Annotated in this window: 23 protein-coding genes; 15 read left to right on the plus strand and 8 right to left on the minus strand. The window is 67.1% G+C overall.

Translation table 11 applies throughout. From position 1 onward, the window contains the following. The first annotated feature begins 42 nt into the window (after positions 1-42). Entirely contained in the window at positions 43-711 is a 669-nt protein-coding gene (locus ACFQZZ_RS13980) for a phosphoribosylanthranilate isomerase (protein ID WP_378679335.1), read from the plus strand. A gap of 11 nt (positions 712-722) precedes the next feature. On the opposite strand, the gene ACFQZZ_RS13985 is transcribed toward ACFQZZ_RS13980, so the two are convergent. Continuing rightward, positions 723-1,235 carry a DUF4189 domain-containing protein gene (locus ACFQZZ_RS13985; RefSeq protein ID WP_378679338.1) on the minus strand — a complete coding sequence of 171 codons (513 nt, stop codon included), beginning with the start codon at positions 1,233-1,235 and terminating at the stop codon, positions 723-725. Positions 1,236-2,935: 1,700 nt separating this feature from the next. On the opposite strand from ACFQZZ_RS13985, the gene ACFQZZ_RS13990 reads away from it, so the two are divergent. From ACFQZZ_RS13990 to ACFQZZ_RS14010, 5 genes are all read left to right on the plus strand, one after another. Continuing rightward, complete coding sequence (locus tag ACFQZZ_RS13990) at positions 2,936-3,703, plus strand: sporulation protein (protein ID WP_378679340.1); 768 nt, start codon at positions 2,936-2,938, stop codon at positions 3,701-3,703. 194 nt (positions 3,704-3,897) lie between these two features. Continuing rightward, complete coding sequence (locus tag ACFQZZ_RS13995; protein ID WP_378679343.1) at positions 3,898-4,785, plus strand: hypothetical protein; 888 nt, start codon at positions 3,898-3,900, stop codon at positions 4,783-4,785. 411 nt (positions 4,786-5,196) lie between these two features. Further along, positions 5,197-6,756: an alkaline phosphatase D family protein gene (locus tag ACFQZZ_RS14000; protein WP_378679345.1), complete on the plus strand. Its 1,560-nt coding sequence runs from the start codon at positions 5,197-5,199 to the stop codon at positions 6,754-6,756. Between the two features lie 52 nt (positions 6,757-6,808). Continuing rightward, positions 6,809-8,086, plus strand: a complete 1,278-nt coding sequence (locus ACFQZZ_RS14005; protein WP_378679348.1) for an FAD-binding oxidoreductase — start codon at positions 6,809-6,811, stop codon at positions 8,084-8,086. Positions 8,087-8,220: 134 nt separating this feature from the next. Further along, positions 8,221-9,048, plus strand: coding sequence for an SDR family NAD(P)-dependent oxidoreductase (locus ACFQZZ_RS14010; RefSeq protein WP_378679350.1), 828 nt, complete (start codon positions 8,221-8,223; stop codon positions 9,046-9,048). 96 nt (positions 9,049-9,144) lie between these two features. Here ACFQZZ_RS14010 and ACFQZZ_RS14015 read toward each other — a convergent pair whose 3' ends face one another. Both ACFQZZ_RS14015 and ACFQZZ_RS14020 read right to left on the minus strand, forming a co-directional pair. Continuing rightward, positions 9,145-9,561 carry a cytochrome c oxidase subunit 4 gene (locus tag ACFQZZ_RS14015; RefSeq protein ID WP_378679352.1) on the minus strand — a complete coding sequence of 139 codons (417 nt, stop codon included), beginning with the start codon at positions 9,559-9,561 and terminating at the stop codon, positions 9,145-9,147. Between the two features lie 13 nt (positions 9,562-9,574). Next, entirely contained in the window at positions 9,575-10,561 is a 987-nt protein-coding gene (locus tag ACFQZZ_RS14020) for a cytochrome c oxidase subunit II (RefSeq protein WP_378680534.1), read from the minus strand. Positions 10,562-11,031: 470 nt separating this feature from the next. Between ACFQZZ_RS14020 and asnB the strand changes: the two genes are divergently transcribed. Both asnB and ACFQZZ_RS14030 read left to right on the plus strand, forming a co-directional pair. Continuing rightward, entirely contained in the window at positions 11,032-12,975 is a 1,944-nt protein-coding gene (asnB, locus tag ACFQZZ_RS14025) for an asparagine synthase (glutamine-hydrolyzing) (RefSeq protein ID WP_378679355.1), read from the plus strand. 124 nt (positions 12,976-13,099) lie between these two features. Then, positions 13,100-13,516, plus strand: a complete 417-nt coding sequence (locus ACFQZZ_RS14030) for a cyclic nucleotide-binding/CBS domain-containing protein (RefSeq protein WP_378679358.1) — start codon at positions 13,100-13,102, stop codon at positions 13,514-13,516. 21 nt (positions 13,517-13,537) lie between these two features. Here the strand turns inward: ACFQZZ_RS14030 and ACFQZZ_RS14035 are convergent, their stop codons facing one another. Continuing rightward, entirely contained in the window at positions 13,538-14,506 is a 969-nt protein-coding gene (locus ACFQZZ_RS14035; RefSeq protein WP_378679360.1) for a carbohydrate kinase family protein, read from the minus strand. 254 nt (positions 14,507-14,760) lie between these two features. Then, positions 14,761-15,111: an iron-sulfur cluster assembly accessory protein gene (locus tag ACFQZZ_RS14040; RefSeq protein ID WP_328411298.1), complete on the minus strand. Its 351-nt coding sequence runs from the start codon at positions 15,109-15,111 to the stop codon at positions 14,761-14,763. Positions 15,112-15,329: 218 nt separating this feature from the next. Here ACFQZZ_RS14040 and ACFQZZ_RS14045 point away from each other — a divergent pair, with 218 nt between their 5' ends. Next, positions 15,330-16,001 carry a DUF3043 domain-containing protein gene (locus ACFQZZ_RS14045; protein ID WP_378679363.1) on the plus strand — a complete coding sequence of 224 codons (672 nt, stop codon included), beginning with the start codon at positions 15,330-15,332 and terminating at the stop codon, positions 15,999-16,001. Between the two features lie 132 nt (positions 16,002-16,133). Here the strand turns inward: ACFQZZ_RS14045 and ACFQZZ_RS14050 are convergent, their stop codons facing one another. Continuing rightward, positions 16,134-16,295, minus strand: coding sequence for a hypothetical protein (locus ACFQZZ_RS14050; RefSeq protein WP_378679366.1), 162 nt, complete (start codon positions 16,293-16,295; stop codon positions 16,134-16,136). A gap of 86 nt (positions 16,296-16,381) precedes the next feature. Here ACFQZZ_RS14050 and ACFQZZ_RS14055 point away from each other — a divergent pair, with 86 nt between their 5' ends. From ACFQZZ_RS14055 to ACFQZZ_RS14080, 6 genes are all read left to right on the plus strand, one after another. Continuing rightward, positions 16,382-17,368, plus strand: a complete 987-nt coding sequence (locus ACFQZZ_RS14055) for a helix-turn-helix domain-containing protein (RefSeq protein ID WP_378679369.1) — start codon at positions 16,382-16,384, stop codon at positions 17,366-17,368. 162 nt (positions 17,369-17,530) lie between these two features. Further along, the gene (locus tag ACFQZZ_RS14060) at positions 17,531-18,103 is read left to right on the plus strand and encodes a bifunctional adenosylcobinamide kinase/adenosylcobinamide-phosphate guanylyltransferase (protein ID WP_378679371.1); all 573 of its coding nucleotides are present in this window, start codon (positions 17,531-17,533) and stop codon (positions 18,101-18,103) included. Positions 18,104-18,193: 90 nt separating this feature from the next. After that, complete coding sequence (gene cobT, locus ACFQZZ_RS14065) at positions 18,194-19,354, plus strand: nicotinate-nucleotide--dimethylbenzimidazole phosphoribosyltransferase (protein ID WP_378679374.1); 1,161 nt, start codon at positions 18,194-18,196, stop codon at positions 19,352-19,354. A 31-nt stretch (positions 19,355-19,385) separates the two neighbouring features. Continuing rightward, positions 19,386-19,535 carry a hypothetical protein gene (locus ACFQZZ_RS14070; RefSeq protein WP_378679377.1) on the plus strand — a complete coding sequence of 50 codons (150 nt, stop codon included), beginning with the start codon at positions 19,386-19,388 and terminating at the stop codon, positions 19,533-19,535. A 151-nt stretch (positions 19,536-19,686) separates the two neighbouring features. Next, positions 19,687-20,436, plus strand: coding sequence for an adenosylcobinamide-GDP ribazoletransferase (locus ACFQZZ_RS14075; protein ID WP_378679380.1), 750 nt, complete (start codon positions 19,687-19,689; stop codon positions 20,434-20,436). 137 nt (positions 20,437-20,573) lie between these two features. After that, a complete protein-coding gene (locus ACFQZZ_RS14080) occupies positions 20,574-21,287 on the plus strand; it encodes an MBL fold metallo-hydrolase (RefSeq protein ID WP_378679382.1) in 714 nt (237 codons plus the stop codon). 151 nt (positions 21,288-21,438) lie between these two features. On the opposite strand, the gene ACFQZZ_RS14085 is transcribed toward ACFQZZ_RS14080, so the two are convergent. Then, positions 21,439-22,539 (minus strand): branched-chain amino acid aminotransferase, encoded by a 1,101-nt coding sequence (locus ACFQZZ_RS14085; RefSeq protein WP_378679385.1) that lies wholly within the window; start codon positions 22,537-22,539, stop codon positions 21,439-21,441. A gap of 127 nt (positions 22,540-22,666) precedes the next feature. Further along, positions 22,667-23,767, minus strand: a complete 1,101-nt coding sequence (gene gcvT / locus ACFQZZ_RS14090) for a glycine cleavage system aminomethyltransferase GcvT (RefSeq protein ID WP_378679388.1) — start codon at positions 23,765-23,767, stop codon at positions 22,667-22,669. Between the last annotated feature and the right edge of the window lie 143 nt (positions 23,768-23,910).

Genomic DNA, 23,910 nt, shown 5'->3' on the forward strand with positions numbered 1-23,910 from the left:
GGGAACGCGCGAGTGCGCGCTCCCGGCCGTTATCGTCGAGCCGTGACAGTGCGCGCGAAGATCTGCGGGATCAGGTCCGAAGCCGATCTGCGGATCGCGGTGGCAGCCGGGGCCGACGCCGTCGGGTTCATTTCGGGTGTCACGCATTTCAGTGAGGACGCGCTCGATGCCGAGCGTGCTGCCGAACTCTCCCGTGTCGTACCGCCATTCGTCACCCGCGTCCTGGTGACCCACCTCGAAGAGGCGGGCGCGATCGTGGAGCTCGCCGATCGGGTCGGCGTGGACATGATTCAAGTCCACGGTCTGGTATCGGCCGACACACTCCGTGCGGTGCACAAGAACGCCGGTGGTCGGAAGATCATCAAGGCGATCCATGTCCTCGGACCGGAGGCGGTCGACGCCGCGCTGCGGACGGCGTCGGATTGTGATGCCGTACTGCTGGATTCGCGCACCGCAGACCGACTCGGCGGCACCGGGCGCACCCACGACTGGTCGGTGAGCGCGGCAGTGGTGTCTGCGCTACGCGATCTCGGTTGCCCGGTGATCCTCGCCGGTGGACTCGGACCGCACAACATCGTCGAGGCGATAGCGCGGGTCAACCCTTTCGCGGTCGACGTCAATAGCGGAGTCGAAACAGTTGCCGGCGATAAAAACCCTGACGCCTGCACCGCATTCGTGACAGCGGCGCACCGGACCGGCCGCACCGAATAGCCATTCGTCGGCTATTCGAGTGCGCATTTCGTCCAGAGGCTGAAGGGTCCAGAAATGCCGTAAACGGTTTCCGCGTTGCTGACCGCTTTGCTTTCGGCTTCAGCGATGGTCTCGCCGCGTTCGGAGCCCCAGCCGTCGATTTGGCCGATGACGAGGGTGATACAGCCATTGCGGGACCAGCGGGCGGGTGGGCAGCCGGTGCCGCAGGCCGCATCGGCTTCCTTGGCTGCGGCCTCCCCACTGACGGCGCTGCGGACCCAGGACACCTTGTCGGTCTGCGCGTTGTAGGTGGCGGCGACCCAGCGGTCACTGGCAGTCGTGGCAGGTGTGGTCGGACTCGACGCGGTCGCGGGGGCGACCGGTTGGCCCGAAGTCGGCGCGGCCGATGGCGTGGAACTTTGCGTAGTGGTCTGGTTGTCGGCGGCACCGGCGGCCTTGATGTCGGCCTGCTCGTTGTACTCCCGGACGCCGATGATCGCGGTGATAGCGAGCACCCCGACCAGGATCGAACCGAACACCACCACAAACCCGGTGGCACCATCGCTTTCGTCGAGCAGCTCATCCGGTTCGTCCGCCTCGGCAAACTGTCGATCCGGAGACCGCCGGGGTTCCTCTGGATATGGCTGCCGCGCAGACTGCCGCTGCCTCGGCGCTCCCACCGGCTCATCCGGGTACAGCTCATCCTGGTACGGATCATCCGGAGATTGCTCCGTGGGCCGACGGGCAGATCCGGGTAACTGCGTCCGCTGTCCAGGTCTGCGCGCGGACCCAGGAGGGTGTGGCTGCCGATGCGGACCCGAAGCCTGATCCCTCGGTGGACGCTCCGGCCCATCCGGGTATGACTCGGCCGGAACGTTTCCTCGGTACGGCCGCTCAGATCCGGGAGAGTACGGCCGCCCGGATCGTGACGAATATCCCATCGGAGGCTGGTGTCCGAGTGGGCCCTCGAGCCCACCCGGGTCCGGCTCGCCCGGAGCATGTCCTCGGGACGGACGCTCGGACTCAGGCGAGCGTGGCCCAACTGGAGGCTGTTGCCTCGGCAGACGGGCCGACCCTGGCAGGTGCGGCCGAGCAGCGGGAGACGGTCGCACCGGAGACTGCTCCCTCGGCGGAGGCACAGACCCCGGCGGCTGCCCGGACGGCGAGTGCTCCCCGGGCCGACGCACCGGGCCGGACGGGTATGCAGGCCGAGACCGGGATGACTCCCCGGACGATTGCTGCTCCCTTGGCGGACGGACAGACTCGGGTAGGCGCTCACCTCCAGCGCGAGACGACGACCGCGCCGGAGACTCTTCTCCCGGCGGGCGTACAGACCTCGGCGGGTTCGGCGGCCCAGACGGCGGCTGCTCCCCGGGCCGACGCACCGGCCCGGACGGGTATGTAGCCCGAGACCGAGTCGGCTCCCCGGACGAATGCTGCTCCCTTGGCTGACGGACAGACTCAGGTAGGCGCTCCCGCCCAGCAGGAGGCAACGGCCGCGCCAGCGGCTGCTCTCTCGGGGCACGTGCAGACCCGGTCGGGTTCGGCGGCCCGTCCGACGTCTGCTCACCCCGTCGGCGGACCGGCCCGGATGGGTAGGTGGACCGAGGCCGGGGTGAGTCGCCGCCCAGCGGCTGTTCCCTTGGCAGACGGACAGATCCGGGTGGGTGTCCGTGCCCGGCAGAAGACGACGGCCGCGCCGGAGACTGCTCTCGCGCTGGACGCACCGGCTCGGATCGGGACGGCTGCCCTGTCTGCGGCTGCTCCGTGAATGGACGGACTCGCGCAGGCGGATGCGGCTGCTCGGACGTGGACGGCTGTGCCGGCGGCCGCTCCCTGGACGGACGCACGGGCGCAGGCGGGTACGGCTGGCGAGACGAAGACTGCTGCCCTGGAGGCTGCGGCCTCGCGCGACGCACGGGCTCGGAGGGCTGCTCAGTAGTGGGCGGCCGGGCAGCCGGATAGGCAGATCCGGGCGAGTACCGCTGGCCCTGCGGCGGCGGATACGGCTGCGGGCGAGGGTTGTGCCCGTTGGGGGATGGCATCTGTCCCCCCATCGTTCTCGTCCGAATAATCCAGCGGCTTTACCCTATCGGTCGGGCGCTCGACCTGCGAGGCCCGCAAACCACCGCTGGGTGCAGCATGCGCATTCGCTAACCATGGTGCGCGACTCGCAGTTCCGGCCGCTCGATGATCTCGGTCACATGGATCGGCGCGCGCCGAGTACGGCTGAGACAGTTCGAGGATGTTCAGGAAGTTGATGGCGGCTGTCGGCGTCGGCGGGGCCGAGGTAGAGACCGAGTTGTTTACCCCGGGCGTGCAGCCGGGCGGGCACGCCGAGGGGGTCATTCGGTTGCGGAGCGGCCCTACTCGGCAACACATCGAGCGCGTCGCGGTCGAGTTCGTCACCCGGGTAGAGCGGGAGTTCGACGATGTCGAGGACGTGCGGGATCTCGGATTCGGCCGGCTCGAGGTGCGGAGCTGGTTCGAGGTGGCGCCGGGCGAGGTGGTCGAGATTCCGTTCGGGGTACGGGCGCCGATGGAGACGCCGATTACCTTCTACAACGGCAGACACCTTCCTGGAGTCGCGGTTTCGCTGCGGACCATCGTCGAGGTGAGCGGCGCGGTCGATCCGCGGGACAGCGATCCGATCGGGGTCGGCGCCTTGCCCGCACAGCATGTTGTCCTCGACGCCGTGGAGCGCTTGGGGTTTCAGCTGCGCAGTGCCGATGTGGAGGGCGGGTGGCTGCACAACACGCCGCAGCAGCTGCCGTTCTATCAGGAGATCGAATTCTCCGGGTCGCCTCGGTTTCCACGATTGGCACAGCTGGAGGTCACGTTCGTCGCGGCCGATCACGGCATGAGCGTGATCCTGGAGGCCGACAAACGAGCGGGCCTGATCTCCGCCGGACGCGATGTGCTCGACGCGCTGTGGGTGGATTACGGCTCCTTGGAGCACACGGATTGGGCCGCGGAGTTGCATCGGCGACTGGACGCGTTGTCGGCTCGCTGAGTACCCCTGCTGCGCGGACACCTTAGCGAGTAACCGCCCGATGCCGCGGGTCGACGTGAAAGTGTCCGCGCAGGCCGGATCCGACAACCACCTGATGCGCAGCGGCCCCTCAGTGCACAATCAGCTGAGTACGTGTCCGACTCCGGCACACCGCGGGGCATCGGCAGTCGCGCCGAATCCTGACGCTCCGCAGCATGAGCGAGGGGGCCGCCATGGTCGATTCGTCGCCCGATCTGCTGATGACACTCACCGTTGCGGCGGCGCACCAGCTGGGCTACTCCTGTCGGGCGGTATCCGATGACGTGGTGTTGTCCGGCCCGGCGGGGCATGTGCTTGTCGGGTTGACGAATCTACGGCGGATGGCCGCCGAGGAGCCGAGGGACCAGTGGCCCGCGCTGGTGGCCGACTACCTCAGCACCGGCGTACTCGACCTCGAGGTCGATCACGACCCGCTCGACACCAGCGATTTCACCATGATGCGCGGATTGATCAGGACCAGGCTCTATTCCGCCCACGGTAGGGCGCGGGATGTGGTGCGACGCAGGGTCGCCCCCGGCCTCATGCAGCGGGTGCTGATCGACCAGGTGCACACAATGGTGCCGATCACCTATCCGATGCTGCGGCAGTGGCCGATCGACGAGGTCGAGCTGTTCGCACTCGCCGAGCGCAACACTCGCGCGGACGGGCCACTGGAGATGGTCACCCACGCGTTCGACACTCCGCAGGCGGCGGGCGTCGAAATCACCATGCTGTGCGGCATTTCCGACTACATCACCGCGCACGCGAAATGGCTCGGTGACTATCCCGTTGTCGGACCGGCGGGGACGGTATTCGTGGTCCCGTCACAGCGCCACATCTACGCGTATCCGGTGACGAACCTCGAGGTGATTCGCGCGACGACCGTGCTCGCCCAACTCGCTGTGCTCGGCTACACGCAACGCCCGTGGCCGGTCAGCCAGGATGTGTACTGGTGGCATCACGGCGCCATCGACCTGGCCGCGGCGACCCAGCACGACACCGACGAGCTGTGCATCTATCCGTCCGACGGCTTCCTGACCGCGCTGGACGAACTCCCCTCCTGACCCGGGCCACGGCGCGCACTGGCCGCCTAGGCTTCCCGAAGACGCGGTACGCGCCATGAGGTGCCCTGCGACAACACGATCTGACGGTGCCGACGCGACGCCCCGACTTCCTCGCTCGGGGCGTCGCACCGGCCGTTGACTTCGAGCTACCGCCCGACGCCGCGTAAGAGGTTACGCCGCAACCATTTCGGTAGCAGCGGAACCCGCCCAAAACAGGCCTGTACGGCGACCGATGGTGCCGCTCGCGGTGCGGTCGGGCGGCGAGGACCTCGGCGGCAGCCCGTTCGCCGCTGTGGCCGGTGAGGCCGTTGTCTCGCCACGACGGACCGGCAACCCCGCCGTGTCCCTTGTTGGCCACCCAGACAACGCTTGTTCACAAGGTGTTGGACTCCCTGCGCCAAAGTGGGCGACATGGCTTTCGGTAGTAAGGACTTCGGCCTCTCCCGGCGCACGCTGCTGCGCACCTCCGCCTTCGGTCTGGTGGCCGCGCCGGCGCTGGCGGCCTGCTCGAACGACGGGCCCGCGCTGGTCCGCCTCCGCCCGAATCTCACCCACGGCGTCGCGGTCGGCGACCCACGCACCGACGGCGCGCTGATCTGGGCGCGTTCGGATCGGCCCGCGAAGCTGACCGTGGAGACCGCGGCCACCGAATCCTTCACCGACGCCAAGCGCTTCACCGGTCCACTGCTGACCCCGGACTCCGACGGCACCGGGCGGGTACGCGTCAACGGCCTGCCCGCGGGCCGGCAGGTGCACTATCGGGTGACTCTGGAGGGCGAGGACGGCGCGGCCTCCGAACCGATCACCGGCGTCTTCCGCACCGTGCCCACCGGCGCCTCCGATATCAAGCTGCAGTGGTCGGGCGATGTCGTCGGCCAGGGCTACGGCATCAACCCCGACCTGGGCGGCATGAAGATTTTCTCCACCATGGCCGCGCGCGACCCGCACCTGTTCATCCATTCCGGCGACTCGATCTACGCCGACGGCCCGCTGAAGGAATCGGTGCCGCTGCCCGACGGCCGGGTGTGGCGCAATGTGGTGACCGAGGCGAAAAGCGCTGTCGCCCAAACCCTGGATCAGTTCCGCGGCAACTTCGCCTACAACCTGACCGATCAGAATTACCGACGCTTCAACAGCTCGGTCGCCCAGCTCGTGCAGTGGGACGACCACGAGACGGTCAACAATTGGTACCCCGGCGGCTCGGTCGCCGAGTCCAAGGGCTACTCCGAGCGCAGCATGGACACCCTCGCGACCCGCTCCTGGCAGGCCTTCCACGAGTGGATGCCGCTGGAGCCCAAGGAAGCCGCGGACGGACGCCTCTACCGCAAAATCTCCTACGGCCCGCTGCTGGAGATCTTCGTGCTGGATATGCGGACCTACAAGGACACCAACGGCGGCAATAACGGACCCAACGGACGGATCTTCGGTCCGGCACAAACGAAATGGCTGATCGAGGGTCTGCGCGACTCCAAGGCCACCTGGAAGATCGTCGCCAACGACCTGCCGCTCGGCGTGATCGTCAAGGACGGCGAGACCGCCTTCGAGGGCCCCGCCAACGGCGATCCCGGCGCACCGTCCGGCCGCGAAACCGAGATCGCCCAGGTACTCTCGGCGATCAAAGCGAACAAGGTGGGCGGTGTCGTCTGGCTGACCGCGGACGTGCACTACACGGCGGCACACCGCTATTCGCCGGAGCGCGCCGCGTTCACCGACTTCGACGAGTTCTGGGAGTTCGTCTCCGGACCACTGAACGCCGGTGCGTTCGGCCCGAATCCACTGGACACGACCTTCGGTCCGGAAGCGGTCTTCGTGCACGCCCCAGCGGTCCAGAACGCCTCGCCACTGGACGGCGACTTCCAACATTTCGGCGAGGTCCTGATCGACGGCAAGTCAAGGGAGCTGACGGTGAATTTGTGCGACGCGACCGGATCTGTGCTGTTCAGCCAGCGGCTTTCCCCGCAGGGCCGGTAACCTCCGACTTCGGGCGAGCAGAGGAAGCCGCGCTGTGGTTAGCTTTCGTGCCATGAGCACGCCGCACACTGTCGCCGCCGAAGAATATCTACCCCGTGACACTGCGGATGTCGTTCGCACTGTGCGAGATTCACGCAGTCGCGCCGACCGGCTCACGGTACGCGGAGGTGAGCCGTTCGACGACGGGCTTTCGCTGCCCGATCAGCGTGCGGTGGTCTCGCTACGGCGGATGAACGCGGTGCTCGATATCAATCTCGGCAGGCGCACGGTGCGGGTGCAGGCCGGTGCCAAGCTGTCCGATATCGACCGCAGGCTCGGCGCGCACGGCCTCGGCCTGCCGATCGTCGGTGACCACCGCGACATCACCGCAGGCGGTTTCGCGTCGGTCGGCGGTGTGAGCACCGCCTCGCACACGTATGGCATGTTCATCGACCAGATCGTCGATCTGGAATACGTCGATCCGGACGGGCGCATCGGCACCTGCGGACGCAACCACCACACCGAGCGGTTCCACCGGATCCTCGGCGCGGGCGGGCGCGCGGGCATCATCACCGCGCTCACCCTCGATGCGGTCGATATCGACAAGGACCACACCTGGCTGACCACCAATGCCGACCGGTTCCTCGATTTCGACTCCTTCGTCGAACACGCCTACGCCGAAATCACTCGCCCTGGCAATGCCGCGTTGCAGGTGGGTCGCTGGGTCGACACCGCGCCGCTGAAGGTGTCGCGGCCCGTCGGCACCGGCCACGTGCAGTTGGGCACGGTGCGCTTCGGGCAGTGGTCAAGCCTCTACCCCACCACACCGACCCGATCGCTGCGTGCGCGCCGCGAGGTCGGCACCAAGACCAGAAAGTCGTTGGGCGTCATCGCCTCTGCCGCGGGCGGGCGCGCGGGCGCCCCGGTGCGCAATGCCGCAGCGGGCGCGCTGATGTTCGCCCCGAAGGTGCTGACGCTGCGCGACGCGGAGTACCTCGCCGATACGGTGATCAGCTCGTCCGAACGCGGACCCGCCTACCGGGTGGCCATTTTCGCGCCGCTGTCGAGCTACACCTCGGTGTTCTACCGACTGCACGATCTGTTTGCCGGACACCGGGAGCGGACCGGCTGCTTCACCGTCATCTCCGCGATGACCTACGGTGTGCGCTCGAAGTACCTGCAATCGGAGGCCGCGGCGCACGGTCTACCCGCCGAAGACCACGGTCTGATCACCTTCACCTGCCGTTTGCGGCCCTCGGCGTTGCCCTCGGAACTGTTGCGCGACATCGTGTCCGGAATCGATGAGATCTGTCACTCCGAACAGGCCCTGCGCTACGACTCCACGGATTAGACTCCTGTTGCGCCGCCCGTAGTCGCCAGCCGGTAGCTTGTCGCTGCCAGCGGGCGCGGGCGGTCGACTTCGGCACTGTCGGCGGGGTGTCGATGCGTTTGTTCAGCTCATCTCCTGTGAAGGGTGCTGTTCCGATGCTCGAATTTCGCCCCGCCCCTGCCCGATTCACCGATCGCAAACGACAACGGCCGGCCGAATCGATCGAAGGCCTGCGCGTCCTGGTGACCGACGCCTGCTCCGAGATCGGCCGCGCCACCGCGGCACGGCTCGCCGCGCAGGGTGCTCAGCTGCTGCTGGTCGCCCGGCGTGGCGATCAACTGGTCGCCGCCTGCAACGAGATCGCCGACATCGGCGGGCAGGCGAGCTGGTGTCGCTGCGACATCTCCGCGCTAGGTGATGTGGACCAGCTCGTCGCCTGGGTGCTGAACGAATTCGGCGCCGTCGACGTCCTGATCAACAATGCGGGCCGTCCGCTGCGCAGGCCGGTCACGCAGTCACTCGACCGTTTCCGCGACTACCAGCGCATGATGGCGGCCAACTACTTCGGCCCGCTGCGGCTGACGCTCGGCTTGCTACCCGCCATGCTCGACTCCGGTTCGGGGCAGGTTGTCAATGTGGGTCCGTGGAGCTTGAATACCGGCGCCGCACCGAATTTCGCGTCCTACGCCAGTTCCCAGGCCGCATGGACCACCTTCGGGCAGTGCGCCGACGCCGAACTGTCGCCGCGCGGTATCCAGGTGACCTCCGTGCACTATCCCGCGCTCCGCGTGGACGCCGAGGTGACCATCGCGCACTTCAGCGAGGATCCCACACGCGAGCTCGCCGAGGCGGCCCGCTGGATCGAAACCGCCATCCGCACTCGACCGACCCGCCTCGAGCCCCGCTTCGCGCGCACCCTGCGCGGCCTCGCGGGGGTCGCTCCTCGCTCCACCAACCGCCTCATGCACGCCTTCGGCATCTGATAGCCCACCGAGGGGCTGCCCGGCTATGAGGGACGGGCAGCCAAAGCAAAGCGCCCCATCGGATTCCGATGGGGCGCTTTGTTCGAAACTCGTAGCTCAGTGCTTCTCCGGGCCCAGGTAGTACTCGAACACCAGACCAGCGGCGGCACCGAGGACGCACACCACGCCGATGGCGATCAGCCAGAGCTGGAAGAACGCGAAGCCGAGTGCGGTGATGGAGCCAGCGGCGGCCAGGGTGATGGGCCAGAAGCTGCCGGGCGAGAAGAAGCCCAGATCGCCTGCACCGTCCACGATCTCGGCGTCTTCGTAGTCCTCAGGGCGCAGGTCGAGGCGACGCGCGACGAACCGGAAGTAGGTACCGATGATCAGCGACAAGCCGGCGGTGAGCACGGTGGCGGTGGTGCCCGCCCACTCGACGCCGGTGCGCGACTGCCCGGTGAAGTAGCCGTACACGATTGCCACGATGACGAAGAACACCGTGAGCAGCTCGAAAATCCGCGCTTCGATCTTCATGTCAGATCAGTCCTCACTTGCTGTCGGCCGCGGCCGCGCTCTTGGTCGTGCGGTCGGTGTTGAACGGCCTCGTGGAGGTCGCGACCGGAGACTCGCCGATGGATTCGAGCGCCTCGGCGTTGGTCTTGCCCGCCTTGCGCGACTCGATGTACCTGGCGAACTTCTCCGGCGACACCGCACGGACCTCGAAGTTCATCATCGAGTGGAAGGTGCCGCACATCTCGGCGCAGCGGCCGACGAACGCGCCTTCCTTCTCGATCTTGGTGATCTGGAAGACGTTGTCCGAATGGTTTTCCTTCGGGTTCGGCATCACGTCGCGCTTGAACAAGAACTCCGGCACCCAGAAGGCGTGCACCACGTCGGCGGCGGCCAGCTGGAACTCGATGATCTTGCCGGTCGGCAGCACCAGGACCGGAACCTCGGTGCTGGAACCGACGGTCTCGATCTTGTCGTAGTGCAGGAAGGACAGGATGTCGTTCGCCGGCTTGCCGTGCACCGGGCCCGGCTGCGGGTGACCGTCCTTGGTCAGCTCCTTGTACTCCTCGAGCTGCTCCTTGGCGGCGGCCTCACGCGCGGTGTCGATGCCGTCGAACTTGAAGCCGTCCTTGAGATCGACATTGCGGTAACCGAACTTCCAGTTCCACTGGAAGGCGGTTACGTCGACGGTGACGTCGGGGTTGTCGACCTTCTCGTGCACGTAGTTCTGCACGACGACGGTGAAGTAGAACAGCACCGCGATGATGACGAACGGGATCGCGGTGTAGGTCAGCTCCAGCGGCACGTTGTAGCCGGTCTGGCGCGGGAACTCCGGGGAGTCCTTCTTCTTGCGGTGGAAGGTGATGGTCCAGAAGGTCAGACCCCACACCAGCACGCCCATCACCAATGCGGCGACGACGGACCAGGTCCACAGCTCACGCATCCGAGTGGCCTGCGGCGTGATGCCCGAGGGCCAGCCGAACCGCAGCCAAACATTGTCGATCGAGCAGCCCGAGACGAGCATCGCGGTGATGCCCAACGACACCGCCAGCCCGGCCCGCCGAAGGATACGGCCCTGCCGACCCCTCTCGGGTCGTGCCCCGATCTCTTCGCTCGCCTTGTGCGCCACGCTCACGCCTTCCTGGTCGCCACACATTCCGACATTGCACCGTCGGGGTTGCGATCGCCCCGACGTTACGTTCCAAGCACGTTTCAGGCCGTCCTGACGCGGGCGTCACTTTCGCGCACGCACCACCTGAGAATGGCCTGAGTACTACGCAGCGTAGACCAAACCGGCGTCCCGTTTGACGTCGGGTCGCATTCGACACTCCGCCGATGCCAAATGACGTGGCCACGGGCGCGCGACGCATTGATTCGGCGCGTGCGGCATACTCGGACACTGTATTTCGATCGCTGCGTCCCCCTCCCGTGGACGCAGTGCCGTCATGGATCAGGGCGCGCGCCCCGACTGCAGGAAATGAGGTTGCCGACGCCGTGTGTGGTCTGCTCGGATTTCTGACATCTGACGTCGCAGCACCGGGCACCGTGGAGCAGGTGTACAACGCCCTGCATTGCGTCCGCCACCGCGGTCCCGACGAGCGTGGCACCTGGCACGACGACCACCTGATCTTCGGCTTCAACCGCCTGTCGATCATCGATATCGAGCACTCCCACCAGCCGCTGCGCTGGGGGCCGCCGGAGAACAGGGAGCGCTACGCCCTCACGTTCAACGGTGAGATCTACAACTACCTGGAACTGCGCGAAGAGCTGACCGAGGCGCACGCGGCCGAGTTCCCGGACGGCAAGATCTTCGACACCGAGGGCGACAGCGAGGCGATCGTCGCCGCGTTCCACTACTGGGGCCCCGAGGCGGTGCGGCGACTGCGCGGCATGTTCGCCTTCGCGATCTGGGATACCGAGACACAAGACCTGTTCCTGGCCCGCGATCCGTTCGGCATCAAGCCGCTGTTTGTTGCCACCGGCCCCGGCGGCACCGCGTTCGGCAGCGAGAAGAAGAGCCTGCTGGAATTGCTGCCCGCGCTCGGTCTGACCGATGCGCTCGACCCGCGCGCGCTGGAGCACTACACGGTGCTGCAGTACGTGCCGGAGCCCGAAACCCTGCACGCCGACATCCGCAGGCTCGAATCCGGCAGCTACGCCACCGTGCGCCAGGGCGAGGCGCCGAAGGTGACCCGCTACTTCACTCCGACGTTCCAGGTGCGCCCGTTCGCGCCGGGCTCGGCGGCCGCGCGCTACCGCGAGATCGCCGAAGCCATGGAGGACTCGGTCGCCAAGCACATGCGCGCCGATGTCACCGTCGGCTCGTTCCTGTCGGGCGGCATCGACTCCACCGCTGTCGCGGCGCTGGCCATGCGGCACAACCCGAAGCTGATCACCTTCACCAGCTGCTTCGAGCGCGAGGGCTACTCCGAGGCGGATGTGGCCGCTGAGACCGCCGAGGCGATCGGCGCACGGCACGTCATCAAGACGGTCTCCCCCGCCGAGTTCGCGGCGTCGATCCCCGAGATCGTCTGGTATCTGGACGATCCGGTGGCCGATCCGGCGCTGGTGCCGCTGTACTTCGTGGCGAAAGAAGCGCGCAAGCACGTCAAGGTGGTGTTGTCCGGCGAGGGCGCCGACGAGCTGTTCGGTGGGTACACCATCTATCGAGAGCCGTTGTCGCTGAAGCCTTTCGAACGGCTGCCCGGCGGTCTGCGCAAGCTCGCGGGCAAGTTGTCGGACCGGATTCCCGAAGGCACCAGAGGCAAGAGCCTGCTGCACCGCGGCTCGCTCACCCTCGAAGAGCGCTACTACGGCAACGCGCGCAGCTTCAACGACGCGCAGCTGCGGTCGGTGCTGCGCGAGTTCCGGCCCGAATGGACCCATCAGGACGTCACGGCCCCGATCTACGCGCAGTCGCGCGGCTGGGACCCGGTGGCGCGCATGCAGCACCTGGACCTGTTCACCTGGCTGCGCGGCGACATCCTGGTCAAGGCCGACAAGATGACCATGGCCAACTCGCTGGAGTTGCGAGTGCCGTTCCTGGACACCGAGGTGCTGAAGGTCGCCGAAGGGCTGCCCTATGAGCAGAAGATCACCAGCGAAACCACCAAATACGCACTGCGCCAAGCACTGGAGGGCATCGTGCCGCCGCATGTGCTGCACCGCGCCAAGCTCGGCTTCCCGGTCCCACTGCGGCATTGGCTGCGCGGCGAGGAGCTCTACGACTGGGCACAGCAGACCATCGCGGAATCCCAAACCGATCACCTGCTGAACAAGGCCGCGATCAAGGACATGCTTGTCGCACACCGCGCGGGCACCTTGGACCACAGCCGCCGCCTGTGGACCCTGCTGGTGTTCATGGTCTGGCACGGCATCTTCGTCGAAGACCGCATCAAGCCCGAGATCCAGGAGCCGACCTACCCGGTCTCCCTCTAACTCTTCGCACCTGGCCGGTCGGTCTGCCGGACGTTCGCTCGAAATCTATACAGCGTGCCCGAGCAGGGACAGAATGTAGTTGCTCCGGACGAACGGGCAGGCCGAGTAGCGAGGAGGTGCCAACGTGACCACCGCCAGAGACGTCATGAAGTCAGGGGCTCAGTGGGTCTCCAAGGAACAGACCGTGGCGAACGCCGCACGCATCATGGTCAGGCGCGGTGTCGACGCGTTGGTGGTCGGTGACGACAATGACCGCATGTGCGGCATCGTCGGCTACCGCGACATCGTCGTCGGGTGTGTCGCCGAGGGCCTGCCGCCGGGTAGAACCACGGTGGGCGCGCTGTGTAGCGGCACGCCCCGCTGGGTCGAGTCCAACGCCGACCTCACGAAGGTGCTCGATGAGATGAACAGTCATCACATCAAGCACCTACCGGTGATCGAGGATCGGCAGCTGATCGGCACGATCGGCGAAACCGACCTGGTCGATCACCTGGATGCCGCGCAACTCGGCGAATTTACCCGCGCCCACGTCAAGCCGTGACACGGCTGAGCCGGGACAGGTCTACAGCAGCGGCTTGATTTCGTCGGCGGCTTCGGGGCCGTACGCCTTGGTGAGCCGCTCCAGGGCGTCGTCCTTGTTCAGCGTCCACTCCTGGGTGCCCATGGTCTCCAGCACCAGGACCGCGATCAGGGAGCCGAGCTGGGCGGCGCGTTCCAGGCTCAAGCCCGCGGTGTGGCCGGTCAGGAAGCCGGCACGGAAGGCGTCGCCGACACCGGTTGGCTCGACCTTGTTTGTCTCGGGGACCACGTCCACCCGCACCTCGGTGCCGTCACGATCGACAATCTGCACGCCGTTCGCACCGAGGGTGGTAACCCGGATGCCGACGTGGCGCGCGATCTCTTCCTCGCTGAGACCGGTCTTCTGCAGCAGCAGCGCCCACTCGTATTTGTTGGTGAAAAGGTATGCGGCGCCGTCGATCAGCTGGATGGCCTGGTCACCGTCGAGGCGGGCCAGCTGCTGGGACGGGTCGGCGGCGAACGGGATGCCGAGTTCGCGGCTCTGCGCGGTGTGCAGCAACATCGCGTCGGGATCATTGGCGCCGATGAGCACCAGCTCCAGATCGTGCTCCTTGGCGAGTTCGCCGATCGTGATGTCGCGGGCCTCGCTCATCGCGCCCGGGTAGAACGACGCGATCTGCGCCATGTCGTCGTCGGTGGTGCAGACGAAACGCGCGGTGTGTGCCCGGTCGGAGATCTTCACGCCGCTGCAGTCGACACCGTGGGCTTCCAGCCAGGCGCGGTACTCGGCGAAATCGGCACCGACGGCACCGACGAGCAACGGCGTCCGGTTCAACAGGCCCATGGCATAGGCGATATTGCCCGCGACCCCGCCGCGGCGGATCTGCAGATCATCGACGAGGAAGCTCACGGACACATGGTCGAGTTGGTCGGCCAACAGTGCGTCGGCGAACCGTCCGGGGAAACGCATCAGGTGGTCGGTGGCAATCGATGCCGATACTGCGATAGTCACGAGGCTCGCGGTCCTTAGCTGTCGACAGGAAGACATCGCCGAGGTAGAACACCCGGCGACGACTTCACCGTATCAACAACAACATCCGTCGAACATCAACAGTCACCCGAGTGTCAAGGGGTATTGATCGAACGGCGGTGATCGATAAGCCCTACAACCGACGGCAGGCCCGCTACGCGAATCCAGCGGCACCGATGGTGCGTGTGAATGCGTGCGAGCCAAGCCGTATCAGACGGAGCAGCTGATCTCCGTCGTCAGTTGAACGAATCGCCGCAGGCGCAAGAGCCGGTGGCGTTCGGGTTATCGATCGTGAAGCCCTGCTTCTCGATGGTGTCGACGAAATCGATCGAGGCACCCTGCACGTAGGGGGCGCTCATCCGGTCGACCGCCAGCGTGACGCCGCCGAAGTCGGCGACGAGGTCACCGTCGAGCGAGCGGTCGTCGAAGAAGAGCTGGTAGCGCAGGCCGGCACAACCACCCGGCTGCACAGCGATACGCAGGGCCAGGTCGTCGCGACCCTCCTGATCGAGCAGCGCCTTCGCCTTCAGGGCGGCCGCCTCGGTCAGCGTCGCGCCGTGGGTTTCGGTCTCGTTCTGCACAGTCATGAACTCTCCTAGGGACAGCTGTGTTCAACCCGTGAACAGCACACGGCTCGTGGCTGTCAACACCGTTCCGCAGGCTGCTATTCCCTATCTTGCCATCATCGCCAGCGGGACGAGCACACGACGGTGGTGTGTGACGGGCCGCACGCCGAATACCCGTCACACGCTCGCCGAACCGACCGCATTTCCCGCTGCGTGCGGCATCGAATAGCCTGGTCGCTGTGAAATTGTTCCGTCGCGGCGAGTCCAGCACCACCGACGAGAGCGCCGACTTGACGGCGGGCTCGGACGGCGGCTCGGCCGCGGGCTCCACCCGGACGGCGGCCCCGGCCACCGAGGGCAAGGGCCGCCCCACCCCGAAACGTCGTGACGCACAAGGCAAGCGCCGCGGTCCGGTCGCTCCCGCACCGCTTACCTCGAAGGAGGCTCGTGCCCGGCGCAAGGCCACTCGCGGCAGCAGGCAAGACCGCAAAGCGGCCTCCTCCGAGCGGCGCCTCGCCGCCCAGGATCGGCGCGCCAGGATGCTCGCGGGCGAGGACAAGTACCTGCTGCCACGCGATCAAGGCCCGGTGCGCGCGTTCGTCCGTGACATCGTCGACGGCAGGCGCAACCTCGTCGGCCTGTTCATGCCGATGGCGCTGGTGCTGATCCTGTCCATGTTCGTCGCGCCCGCGCTGCAGACCATCGTCACCCTGGCGATGCTGGTGATGATGGCGTTCATGATGGCCGAGGGCTTCTTGCTCGGCCGGATCGTGAACAACCGCGTCCGTGAACGGTTCCCAGACAGCACCGACACCGGCTACCGGCTCGGCTGGTACGCCTTCGTCCGCGCCTCCCAGATCCGCAAGATGCGGGCGCCGAAGCCGCGGGTCAGCCCCGGCGACGCGGTATAGATCCAGACAGCAAACAGCAGACCGGCCTGGCGCTTCGTGCGGCGGGCCGGTCTGCTGTTTGCTGTCGGTCGCTCGGGCGCGAGCCCTGGCGGTGATGAGGCTCACGCGTACAGGCCGGGTTTTCGCCCGGTTTCATCGGTGATGCGACATCCGACCGAACATGGCCGACAGTTCGGCCTGTTGACGCTGCGCGTCGCGATCGATGATGTTCGACGATCCGAAGTGACCGCAGCCTTGCGCGATGACGACCGCGACACCGACGATGACTGCCAGGGCAACGAGAAAAGTAATCATGGCAGTAATTTTGCGCTCGTGAACTTTCAGCCGAAAGTGGCTGTACTGACATTGTCCGTAAAGATTCAGCCAGTTACACTCGGTCCATGCTGTCCAAGGTCGCCGTTGTCACCACCGGCCCCCTCGCCATGTTCGAATTCGGGGTCGTCTGTGAGGTTTTCGGCCTGGACCGGACCTCCGACGGACTGCCTGCCTTCGACTTCAAGGTGTGTGGAGCCGAACCGGGTAAGCCACTGCACTCCACTACGCCCGGCGTCACCGTCACGCCGCAGTACGGGCTGGAGGAACTGCCGAAGGCCGACCTGGTGGCGATTCCCGCGTTCCACGCCTCATTGCTCGGCCCCGGGCTCGATCCGCGCATCGTCGACGGTGTCCGGGCGGCCGCCGACGCCGGCGCGATCATTCTCACGGTCTGTTCGGGTGCGTTCCTCGCCGGTGCGGCCGGGCTGCTCGACGGCCGCAAATGCACTACGCACTGGCGTTATGTCGACCAACTCGCTGAGATGTTCCCCGAGGCCACCGTCGATCCGGACGTGCTATTCGTCGACGAGGGCAACCTGATCACCAGCGCGGGCACCGCAGCGGGCATCGACGCCTGCCTGCACCTGGTGCGCAGGGAGATCGGCAGCGCCGCCGCCAACGGAATCGCCAGGCGCATGGTGGTGCCGCCGCAGCGCGACGGCGGACAGCGCCAGTTCATCGAGCGCCCGGTCGCCGCGTGCACCTCCGACAGCCTCAGCGCCACGCTGCTGTGGATGAGCGAGAACCTCGAACTCCCGCACACCATCGACGATCTCGCTGCGCGCTCGGTGATGTCGACAAGAACCTTCGCCCGCCGCTTCGCCGCCGAAACCGGAACCACACCGGTGAAATGGCTGACCAACCAGCGTGTGCTCTACGCAAAGCACCTGCTGGAAGACACCGACGACGGTCTGGAACAGATCGCCGCCCAAGCGGGCTTCGGCTCCGGCGCGCTCCTGCGCCACCACTTCCAACGCATCGTCGGCATCGCCCCCACCGAATACCGCCGCCGCTTCGGCGGCAACCCGCTCGCCGAAGCCGACAGCGCATAATCCGGCTCTCCGACTGCGACACCTGGCGCGTCGACGCGGAGACCGGGTCGCCTGCCAGGCTCCCTCCGCGACACCCGGACGCACCGGGGCTCAACTACAAACACCCGACCCACACCTGCCATGCACACCGAGCTCACAACAGTCCCCTGTACGGTTGCGCACGTGTCGGACAGTTCACCCACCCCGAGGCGCGTGCGCCGCACGCGCCGGACGTTGGTCCTCGGCGGTGCGAGGTCCGGCAAGTCCACCTTCGCGGAAGGTTTGGCGGCCGACCCTGGACCGGTGCGCTACCTCGCGACCGCGATCCTCGATCCCGCCGATCTCGACTTCGCCGAACGCATTGCCAGGCACCGCGACCGTCGGCCCGCCGACTGGACGGTCGTCGAAAGCGCCGATCCGACAGCGGTTCTCACCGATTCGGCAACCGCATCCGCAGCGGGCGCGACGCTGATCGACGATATCGGCACCTGGCTCACCGCCCGGATCGATGCCCGCGACGCGTGGGAATCCCCGCGCGGCACCATCTCCCCTGACACCGACGCGTTCGTCGACGCCGTCGACGCCTACCAGCACCGACTGGTGATCGTCAGCCCCGAGGTGGGCATGGGCGTCATCCCAGCCACCCGATCCGGACGGCTTTTCCGCGACGAAATCGGCGCCCTCAACCAGCGTCTGGCCGCTATCTGCGAAGAAGCCTTCCTGATCGTGGCCGGGTTGCCTGTCCGCCTCAAATAGTGGGAAGCGGGCGATGTGCGCAGCGGCACCCGCGACGGGCAGTATTGGGCGGCGTAGGAACGAACTGCCCTGACCTCGAAAGGCTCGACAGTGACACACGGATTCGGACCGGTTACGCCACCTGACGCGCAGATTCGGGCGGCAGCGCAGCAGCGGCAGGCGCAGCTGACCAAACCGGGTGGGGCACTGGGGCGGCTCGAGGATCTCGGCAATTGGGTGGCGGCATGTCAGGGTGTCTGCCCGCCGAAGCAGTTCGAGCGAGCGAGGGTGGTGGTGTTCGCGGGCGATCACGGTGTCGCAAGGCACGGGGTTTCGGCATACCCGAGCGAAGTGACCGCGCAGATGGTCGCCAATTTCCTCGGTGGCGGCGCCGCGGTGAACGCGCTGGCCGCAGTGGCGGGCGCGACCGTCCGGGTCGCCGATATCTCCGTCGACACCGATACCGATCCGCAGGTCGGCAAGCACAAAGTGCGCCGGTCCAGCGGGGCGATCGACCGCGAGGACGCGCTCAGCGTCGAAGAAGTCCAGGCGGCCCTCTCGGCGGGCATCGCGATCGCCGACGAGGAGATCGACGCGGGCGCCGACCTGCTCATCGCGGGTGACATGGGAATCGGCAACACCACGCCTGCCACCGTTCTCATCGCCACCCTCACCGACACCGAACCGGTCGCGGCCGTCGGGCGCGGCACCGGCATCGACGACGAGGGCTGGGCGCGCAAGGTCGCCGCGATCCGCGACGCCATGCGCCGCGCCCGCCCTGTCGCCAAAGACCCGGTCGAACTGCTGCGCGTCGCCGCGGGCGCCGACTTCGCCGCCATGGCGGGCTTCCTTGCCCAGGCCGCGGCACGCCGCACGCCCGTCATCCTCGACGGCGTGGTCGTCACCGCCGCCGCACTGGTCGCCGAAGACCTGGCCGCCGGTGCCAGCGCATGGTGGCTGGCCGGCCACCATTCGACCGAACCCGCCCACACCCTGGCCCTCACGAGGCTGCGCCTCGAACCCCTACTTGACCTGAGCATGCGCCTCGGCGAGGGTTCCGGCGCGCTCACCGCCCTCCCCATCCTGCGTGCCGCCGTCGCCGCCCTCACCGAGATGGCAACGTTCGGCGAAGCGGGAGTCAGCACCGCCGAACCCGAGGCGAGCGCGGACACGGGCGGCGAAAACGCCGTCGCAAACGCAGACACCGTCACCGACGCGGACCACAGCACAGCGGTCGAGCACCCGGTCTCGAAGCCGGACCTGACGAAGTGAGTGGTTGGTGGCCGCGGTCGCAGGAGTGCCCATGAACGTGCGGCGGCTTGCCCTTTCCGAACTGACGGTGGGGCAGGTGCGGGGACTGGACCGCGCGACGATCGAATACGCAGTCGCACCGTCGGTCCAGGGCGTCCCCGGTGCCGCGACTGCCACGTTGTTGCGGACGGAACGCTTATGAACGACCTGCGGCTTACGGTTTCCCCGCCGACAGGGGTAGCGGTGCGGGGGCCGGACAATGTGGACCGCACGACGGCCGGGCACCCGACCGCCCCGTCGGTCCATCGCACACTCGGTGCCGCAGCCACCGGGTTGTTGTCGGCGGGGTCCTCATGAACGAATTGCGGCTTGCGGTTTCCTGGCTGACGGTCGTGCCGGTGCGGGGGCCTGACAACGTGGACCGTAAGACGGCCGGGCAGGCGATTGCGTTGGCGCCGTTGGTCGGCGGTGCGCTCGGTGCCGCGGCTGCGGCGTTGTTGTGGGTGCTGATCTGGGCGGGGGTGACCGCACCATTGGCCGGGCTGCTGGTGGTTGCGGCGCTGGCGTTGATCACTCGCGGCATGCATCTGGACGGCCTCGCCGACACCATGGACGGGCTGGGCAGTTACGGGCCGCCCGAACGGGCCAGACAGATCATGAAATCCGGTGGCGTCGGCCCCTTCGGCGTCGTGGCCATCGTGTTTTCGATTGGTATCCAGGCATTTTCATTCGCCGCACTGGCTCAAGCCGAGCGCTGGTTCGCGGTGATTCTCGCGGTCGTCGTCGGCCGAGTCGCAGTAGTGCTTGCCTGTAGGCAGGGCATCGACGCCGCACCCGACACCGGTTTCGGCGCACTCGTCGCCGGAACCCAATCCAGCCTCACCGTCATAGTGTGGGCGACCGCCTCAGTGGCCGCGGGTCTATCGGTTGTCCCCGAGTACCCCTGGCTCGGCCCCCTCGTCGTCCTACTCGCCCTGACCACCTCGGCCGTGCTCGTAGGCCACTGCGTCCACCGATTCGGCGGCCTCTCCGGCGACATCCTCGGCGCCACACTGGAAATCTCGGTCACCCTGACCGCAGCCGCCCTGGCATTCGGCGCCTGACTGCTTCCCGTTGGGGACGCTACTCACGAGCGCGGTGCACACGGCGGACCTTCGCGTTGGACAGCACAGTCTGGGTCACTGGAATTTTTCCGGGCGCGCCGCACGAATCGTCTGGGCCGGGCAATAGGGTGTGCGGTATGTCTTCCGAGCGCCTGTATTTTCGTCAGTTGTTGTCCGGGCGGGATTTCGCCGTAGGTGATCCGATCGCGACGCAGATGCGAAATTTCGCATATCTGATCGGCGATCGCGAGACCGGGGAATGCGTGGTGGTGGATCCGGCGTATGCGGCGGGTGAACTGGTCGATATCGCCGAGACAGACGGGCTGCGGCTGACCGGCGTGCTGGCCACTCACCATCACCCCGACCATGTCGGCGGCACCATGCTCGGATTTACTCTGCGCGGGGTGCGGGAGCTGCTCGAAAAGACAAGCGTCCCAGTGCATGTCAATGCCGATGAACTCTCCTGGGTCGCCAACGTCACCGGGATCGCGCCCAGCGAACTCACCGGCCACCAGCACGGCGACAAGGTCACCGTCGGCGCCTTCGACATCGAACTGCTGCACACGCCCGGCCACACCCCCGGCAGCCAGTGCTTCCTCTTCGACAACCGCCTCATCGCGGGCGACACCCTCTTCGTCGACGGCTGCGGCCGCACCGACTTTCCCGGCGGCGACTCCGACGAAATGTTCCGCAGCCTCCGGTACCTCGCCACCCTCTCCGGCGACCCCGTCGTCTACCCCGGCCACTGGTATTCCCAGGAACCCTTCGCCGCCCTCTCCTCGATCAAAGACACCAACTACGTAATGCGCCCCAAAACCCTCGACGAATGGCACATGTTCATGCCCCACTAACGTCCAGCCGCGGCACCCCGCAACGACAAGCCGCGCGCCGAACCGGGACATTGCTGCGGCGACCGGTGAGAAGCGCGCCACCATGTGCCGCTCGTCGAAACATGGTGCGTATGGCTGCTTCCAGAGTGTGCGGACCCGTGGGGTCCGCCGGTTACATGCTGCGCATCCAGCCGTGGATGTCGGCGAAGGTGCCGCGTTGGATCCCGGTGAGGGTGTCGCGCAGTGCCATGGTGACCTCGCCGGGTTCGCCTCCGCCGATGGAGAATTCGCCGTCGGCGGAGCGGACCCAGCCGACGGGGGTGATGACGGCGGCGGTGCCGCAGGCGAAAACCTCGGTGATTTCACCGGATTCGGCGCCCTTGCGCCATTCCTCGACCGAGACCTTGCGCTCCTCGACCGGGTAGCCTGCGTCGCCGGCCAGGGTGAGCAGGGAGTCGCGAGTGATGCCCGGCAGCAGTGAGCCGGACAGTTCCGGGGTCACCAGGCGCGCGTCCGAGCCGGAGCCGAAGACGAAGAACAGGTTGTTGGTGCCCATTTCCTCGACGTAGCGGCGCTCGCAGGCGTCCAGCCAGACCACCTGGTCGCAGCCCTTTTCGGAGGCCTGCGCCTGAGCGAGCAGCGAGGCGGCGTAGTTACCCGCGACCTTGGCCTCGCCGGTGCCACCTGGCGCGGCACGCACGTATTCGGTGGACAGCCACACCCGCACCGGCTTGACGCCGCGCGGGAAGTAGGCGCCCGCAGGGGAACCGAGCAGCAGGTACTTGTAGGCGGAGGCGGGCTTCACACCGAGACCGGCCTCCGTGGCGAACATGAACGGGCGCAGGTAAAGCGACTCCTCGCCGCCCGCCGCGGGCACCCAGCCGCCGTCGAGCGCCAGCAGCTGCCGCACGGATTCGATGAACAGTTCCTCCGGCAGTTCGGCCATCGCCATGCGCCGCGCGGACTTGCGGAACCGCGTCGCGTTCGCGTCGATGCGGAAACAGGAGACGCTGCCGTCCTGCTGACGGTATGCCTTCAGACCCTCGAAGATGGCTTGGCCGTAGTGGAACACCATCGTCGCCGGGTCCAAGGGTAGTGGCCCGTACGGCTCGATGCGGGCGTTGCCCCAGCCTTCGCCCTCGGTGTAGTCGATCGACACCATGTGATCGGTGAAGAAGCGCCCGAACCCGGGTGCCGCGAGGATCTCCTGTACCCGCTGCGCCGGGGTGGGCGCGGGATGCGGAACACGGGTGAACTGTGCGGCAACGGTCATGAACCTGATCCTATCCGGCACCGATTCCCCGGTGTACGCCTGTTCCGCATGCTCCCCCAGACACCCCGCTTTTCGCGTCGCCGCATAGCAACTTGTCACCCGACACGCTGGGCGTGTCGGCGCGGTGCTACTTGGTGTTGGTTTCGACGAACGGCGGGCGCACGACCTCGCAGCGGAGGCGGCGGCCTCGGACGTCGACTTCTACCTCGGTGCCGGGCTGCAAGTCGGCCTCGGTGTCGAGGAGGGCGAGTGCGATGCCGATCTTCAAGGTGGGTGAGAACGTTCCCGAGGTGGTTTCGCCGACCGGTTCGCCGTCGCGCAGCACTGTCTGACCCTGGCGGAGCACGCCGCGGTCGAGCGCTTTCAGACCCAACAGGATTCGGCGCGGGCCCGCCGACTTCTCCTGTTCCAGTGCGGCTTTGCCCCAGAATTCGGGCTTCTTCCACCCGACGGCCCAGCCGGTGCGGGCCTGCACCGGCGAAATCTCCAGTGACAGTTCGTGTCCGTGCAGCGGATAGCCCATTTCGGTGCGCAGGGTGTCGCGGGCGCCGAGACCGGCGGGCCGGCCGTCGGCGGCACGCACCCGTTCGACGAGAGCGCGGAACAGCGGCTCGGCGTCGGCCCAGCGGGGCAGCAGCTCGAAGCCGTGTTCACCGGTGTAGCCGGTGCGGCACACCCTGATCGGTCGGCCATCCCACTCGGCGTCGGCGTAAGCCATGTACTCCATCTCGGTGGGCAGCCCGAGCGCGGCGAGCACTTCGGTCGAACGCGGACCCTGCACCGCGAACACCCCGTATTCGCGATGCTCGTCGGTCACCGTGATGCCCTCGGGCGCCACCTTCTGCAGCTCGGCGACCACCGCCGCGGTGTTGGCGGCATTGGGGACCAGGAAAATCTCGTCATCGCTGACGTAGTAGGCGATCAGATCATCGATCACGCCACCGTCAGGCGCGCAGCACAGCGTGTACTGCGCCTTGCCTGGGCGGATGCGGCCGAGGTCGTTGGTGAGCGCCGAGTTCACGAATTCGGCCGCGCCCTGACCGCGCACCGTGGCCTTGCCGAGGTGACTCACATCGAACAACCCGACCGTCGTGCGGACCGCCTGATGCTCGGCAACCGTGCCCGCATACGACACCGGCATTTCCCACCCGCCGAACGGCGCGAAACTCGCCCCGAGCTCGACGTGGACGTCATGGATCGGGCCTTGCAGCAGGTTCGTATCGGTCACCCGGCGAGCTTAACGCGGCCGGATCCGACCTACGGCTCGTACCTGCCGCAGCACACCCACCCGCAGATTCGGCCCACAACCCGCAGCTGGGCACTGAGGGAAGTGCTGCGACTGCGACGCCGACCGCGGGCGTCGAACCCTCC

Source organism: Nocardia sp. GCM10030253 (genome assembly GCF_042675075.1).
Lineage (GTDB): Bacteria > Actinomycetota > Actinomycetes > Mycobacteriales > Mycobacteriaceae > Nocardia.

What these genes read in the sequence shown, in the direction of transcription:
- ACFQZZ_RS13995 (WP_378679343.1), top strand. Translation starts at nt 3,898, where the DNA reads ATGAGCGAGGGGGCCGCCATGGTCGATTCGTCGCCCGATCTGCTGATG.
- ACFQZZ_RS14080 (WP_378679382.1), top strand. Translation starts at nt 20,574, where the DNA reads ATGTCTTCCGAGCGCCTGTATTTTCGTCAGTTGTTGTCCGGGCGGGAT.
- ACFQZZ_RS14050 (WP_378679366.1), bottom strand. Translation starts at nt 16,295, where the DNA reads ATGATTACTTTTCTCGTTGCCCTGGCAGTCATCGTCGGTGTCGCGGTC.
- ACFQZZ_RS14055 (WP_378679369.1), top strand. Translation starts at nt 16,382, where the DNA reads ATGCTGTCCAAGGTCGCCGTTGTCACCACCGGCCCCCTCGCCATGTTC.
- ACFQZZ_RS14015 (WP_378679352.1), bottom strand. Translation starts at nt 9,561, where the DNA reads ATGAAGATCGAAGCGCGGATTTTCGAGCTGCTCACGGTGTTCTTCGTC.
- ACFQZZ_RS14070 (WP_378679377.1), top strand. Translation starts at nt 19,386, where the DNA reads ATGAACGTGCGGCGGCTTGCCCTTTCCGAACTGACGGTGGGGCAGGTG.
- ACFQZZ_RS14085 (WP_378679385.1), bottom strand. Translation starts at nt 22,539, where the DNA reads ATGACCGTTGCCGCACAGTTCACCCGTGTTCCGCATCCCGCGCCCACC.
- ACFQZZ_RS14010 (WP_378679350.1), top strand. Translation starts at nt 8,221, where the DNA reads ATGCTCGAATTTCGCCCCGCCCCTGCCCGATTCACCGATCGCAAACGA.
- ACFQZZ_RS14020 (WP_378680534.1), bottom strand. Translation starts at nt 10,561, where the DNA reads ATGCTCGTCTCGGGCTGCTCGATCGACAATGTTTGGCTGCGGTTCGGC.
- ACFQZZ_RS13990 (WP_378679340.1), top strand. Translation starts at nt 2,936, where the DNA reads ATGTTCAGGAAGTTGATGGCGGCTGTCGGCGTCGGCGGGGCCGAGGTA.
- ACFQZZ_RS14075 (WP_378679380.1), top strand. Translation starts at nt 19,687, where the DNA reads ATGAACGAATTGCGGCTTGCGGTTTCCTGGCTGACGGTCGTGCCGGTG.
- ACFQZZ_RS14005 (WP_378679348.1), top strand. Translation starts at nt 6,809, where the DNA reads ATGAGCACGCCGCACACTGTCGCCGCCGAAGAATATCTACCCCGTGAC.
- ACFQZZ_RS14040 (WP_328411298.1), bottom strand. Translation starts at nt 15,111, where the DNA reads ATGACTGTGCAGAACGAGACCGAAACCCACGGCGCGACGCTGACCGAG.
- ACFQZZ_RS14000 (WP_378679345.1), top strand. Translation starts at nt 5,197, where the DNA reads ATGGCTTTCGGTAGTAAGGACTTCGGCCTCTCCCGGCGCACGCTGCTG.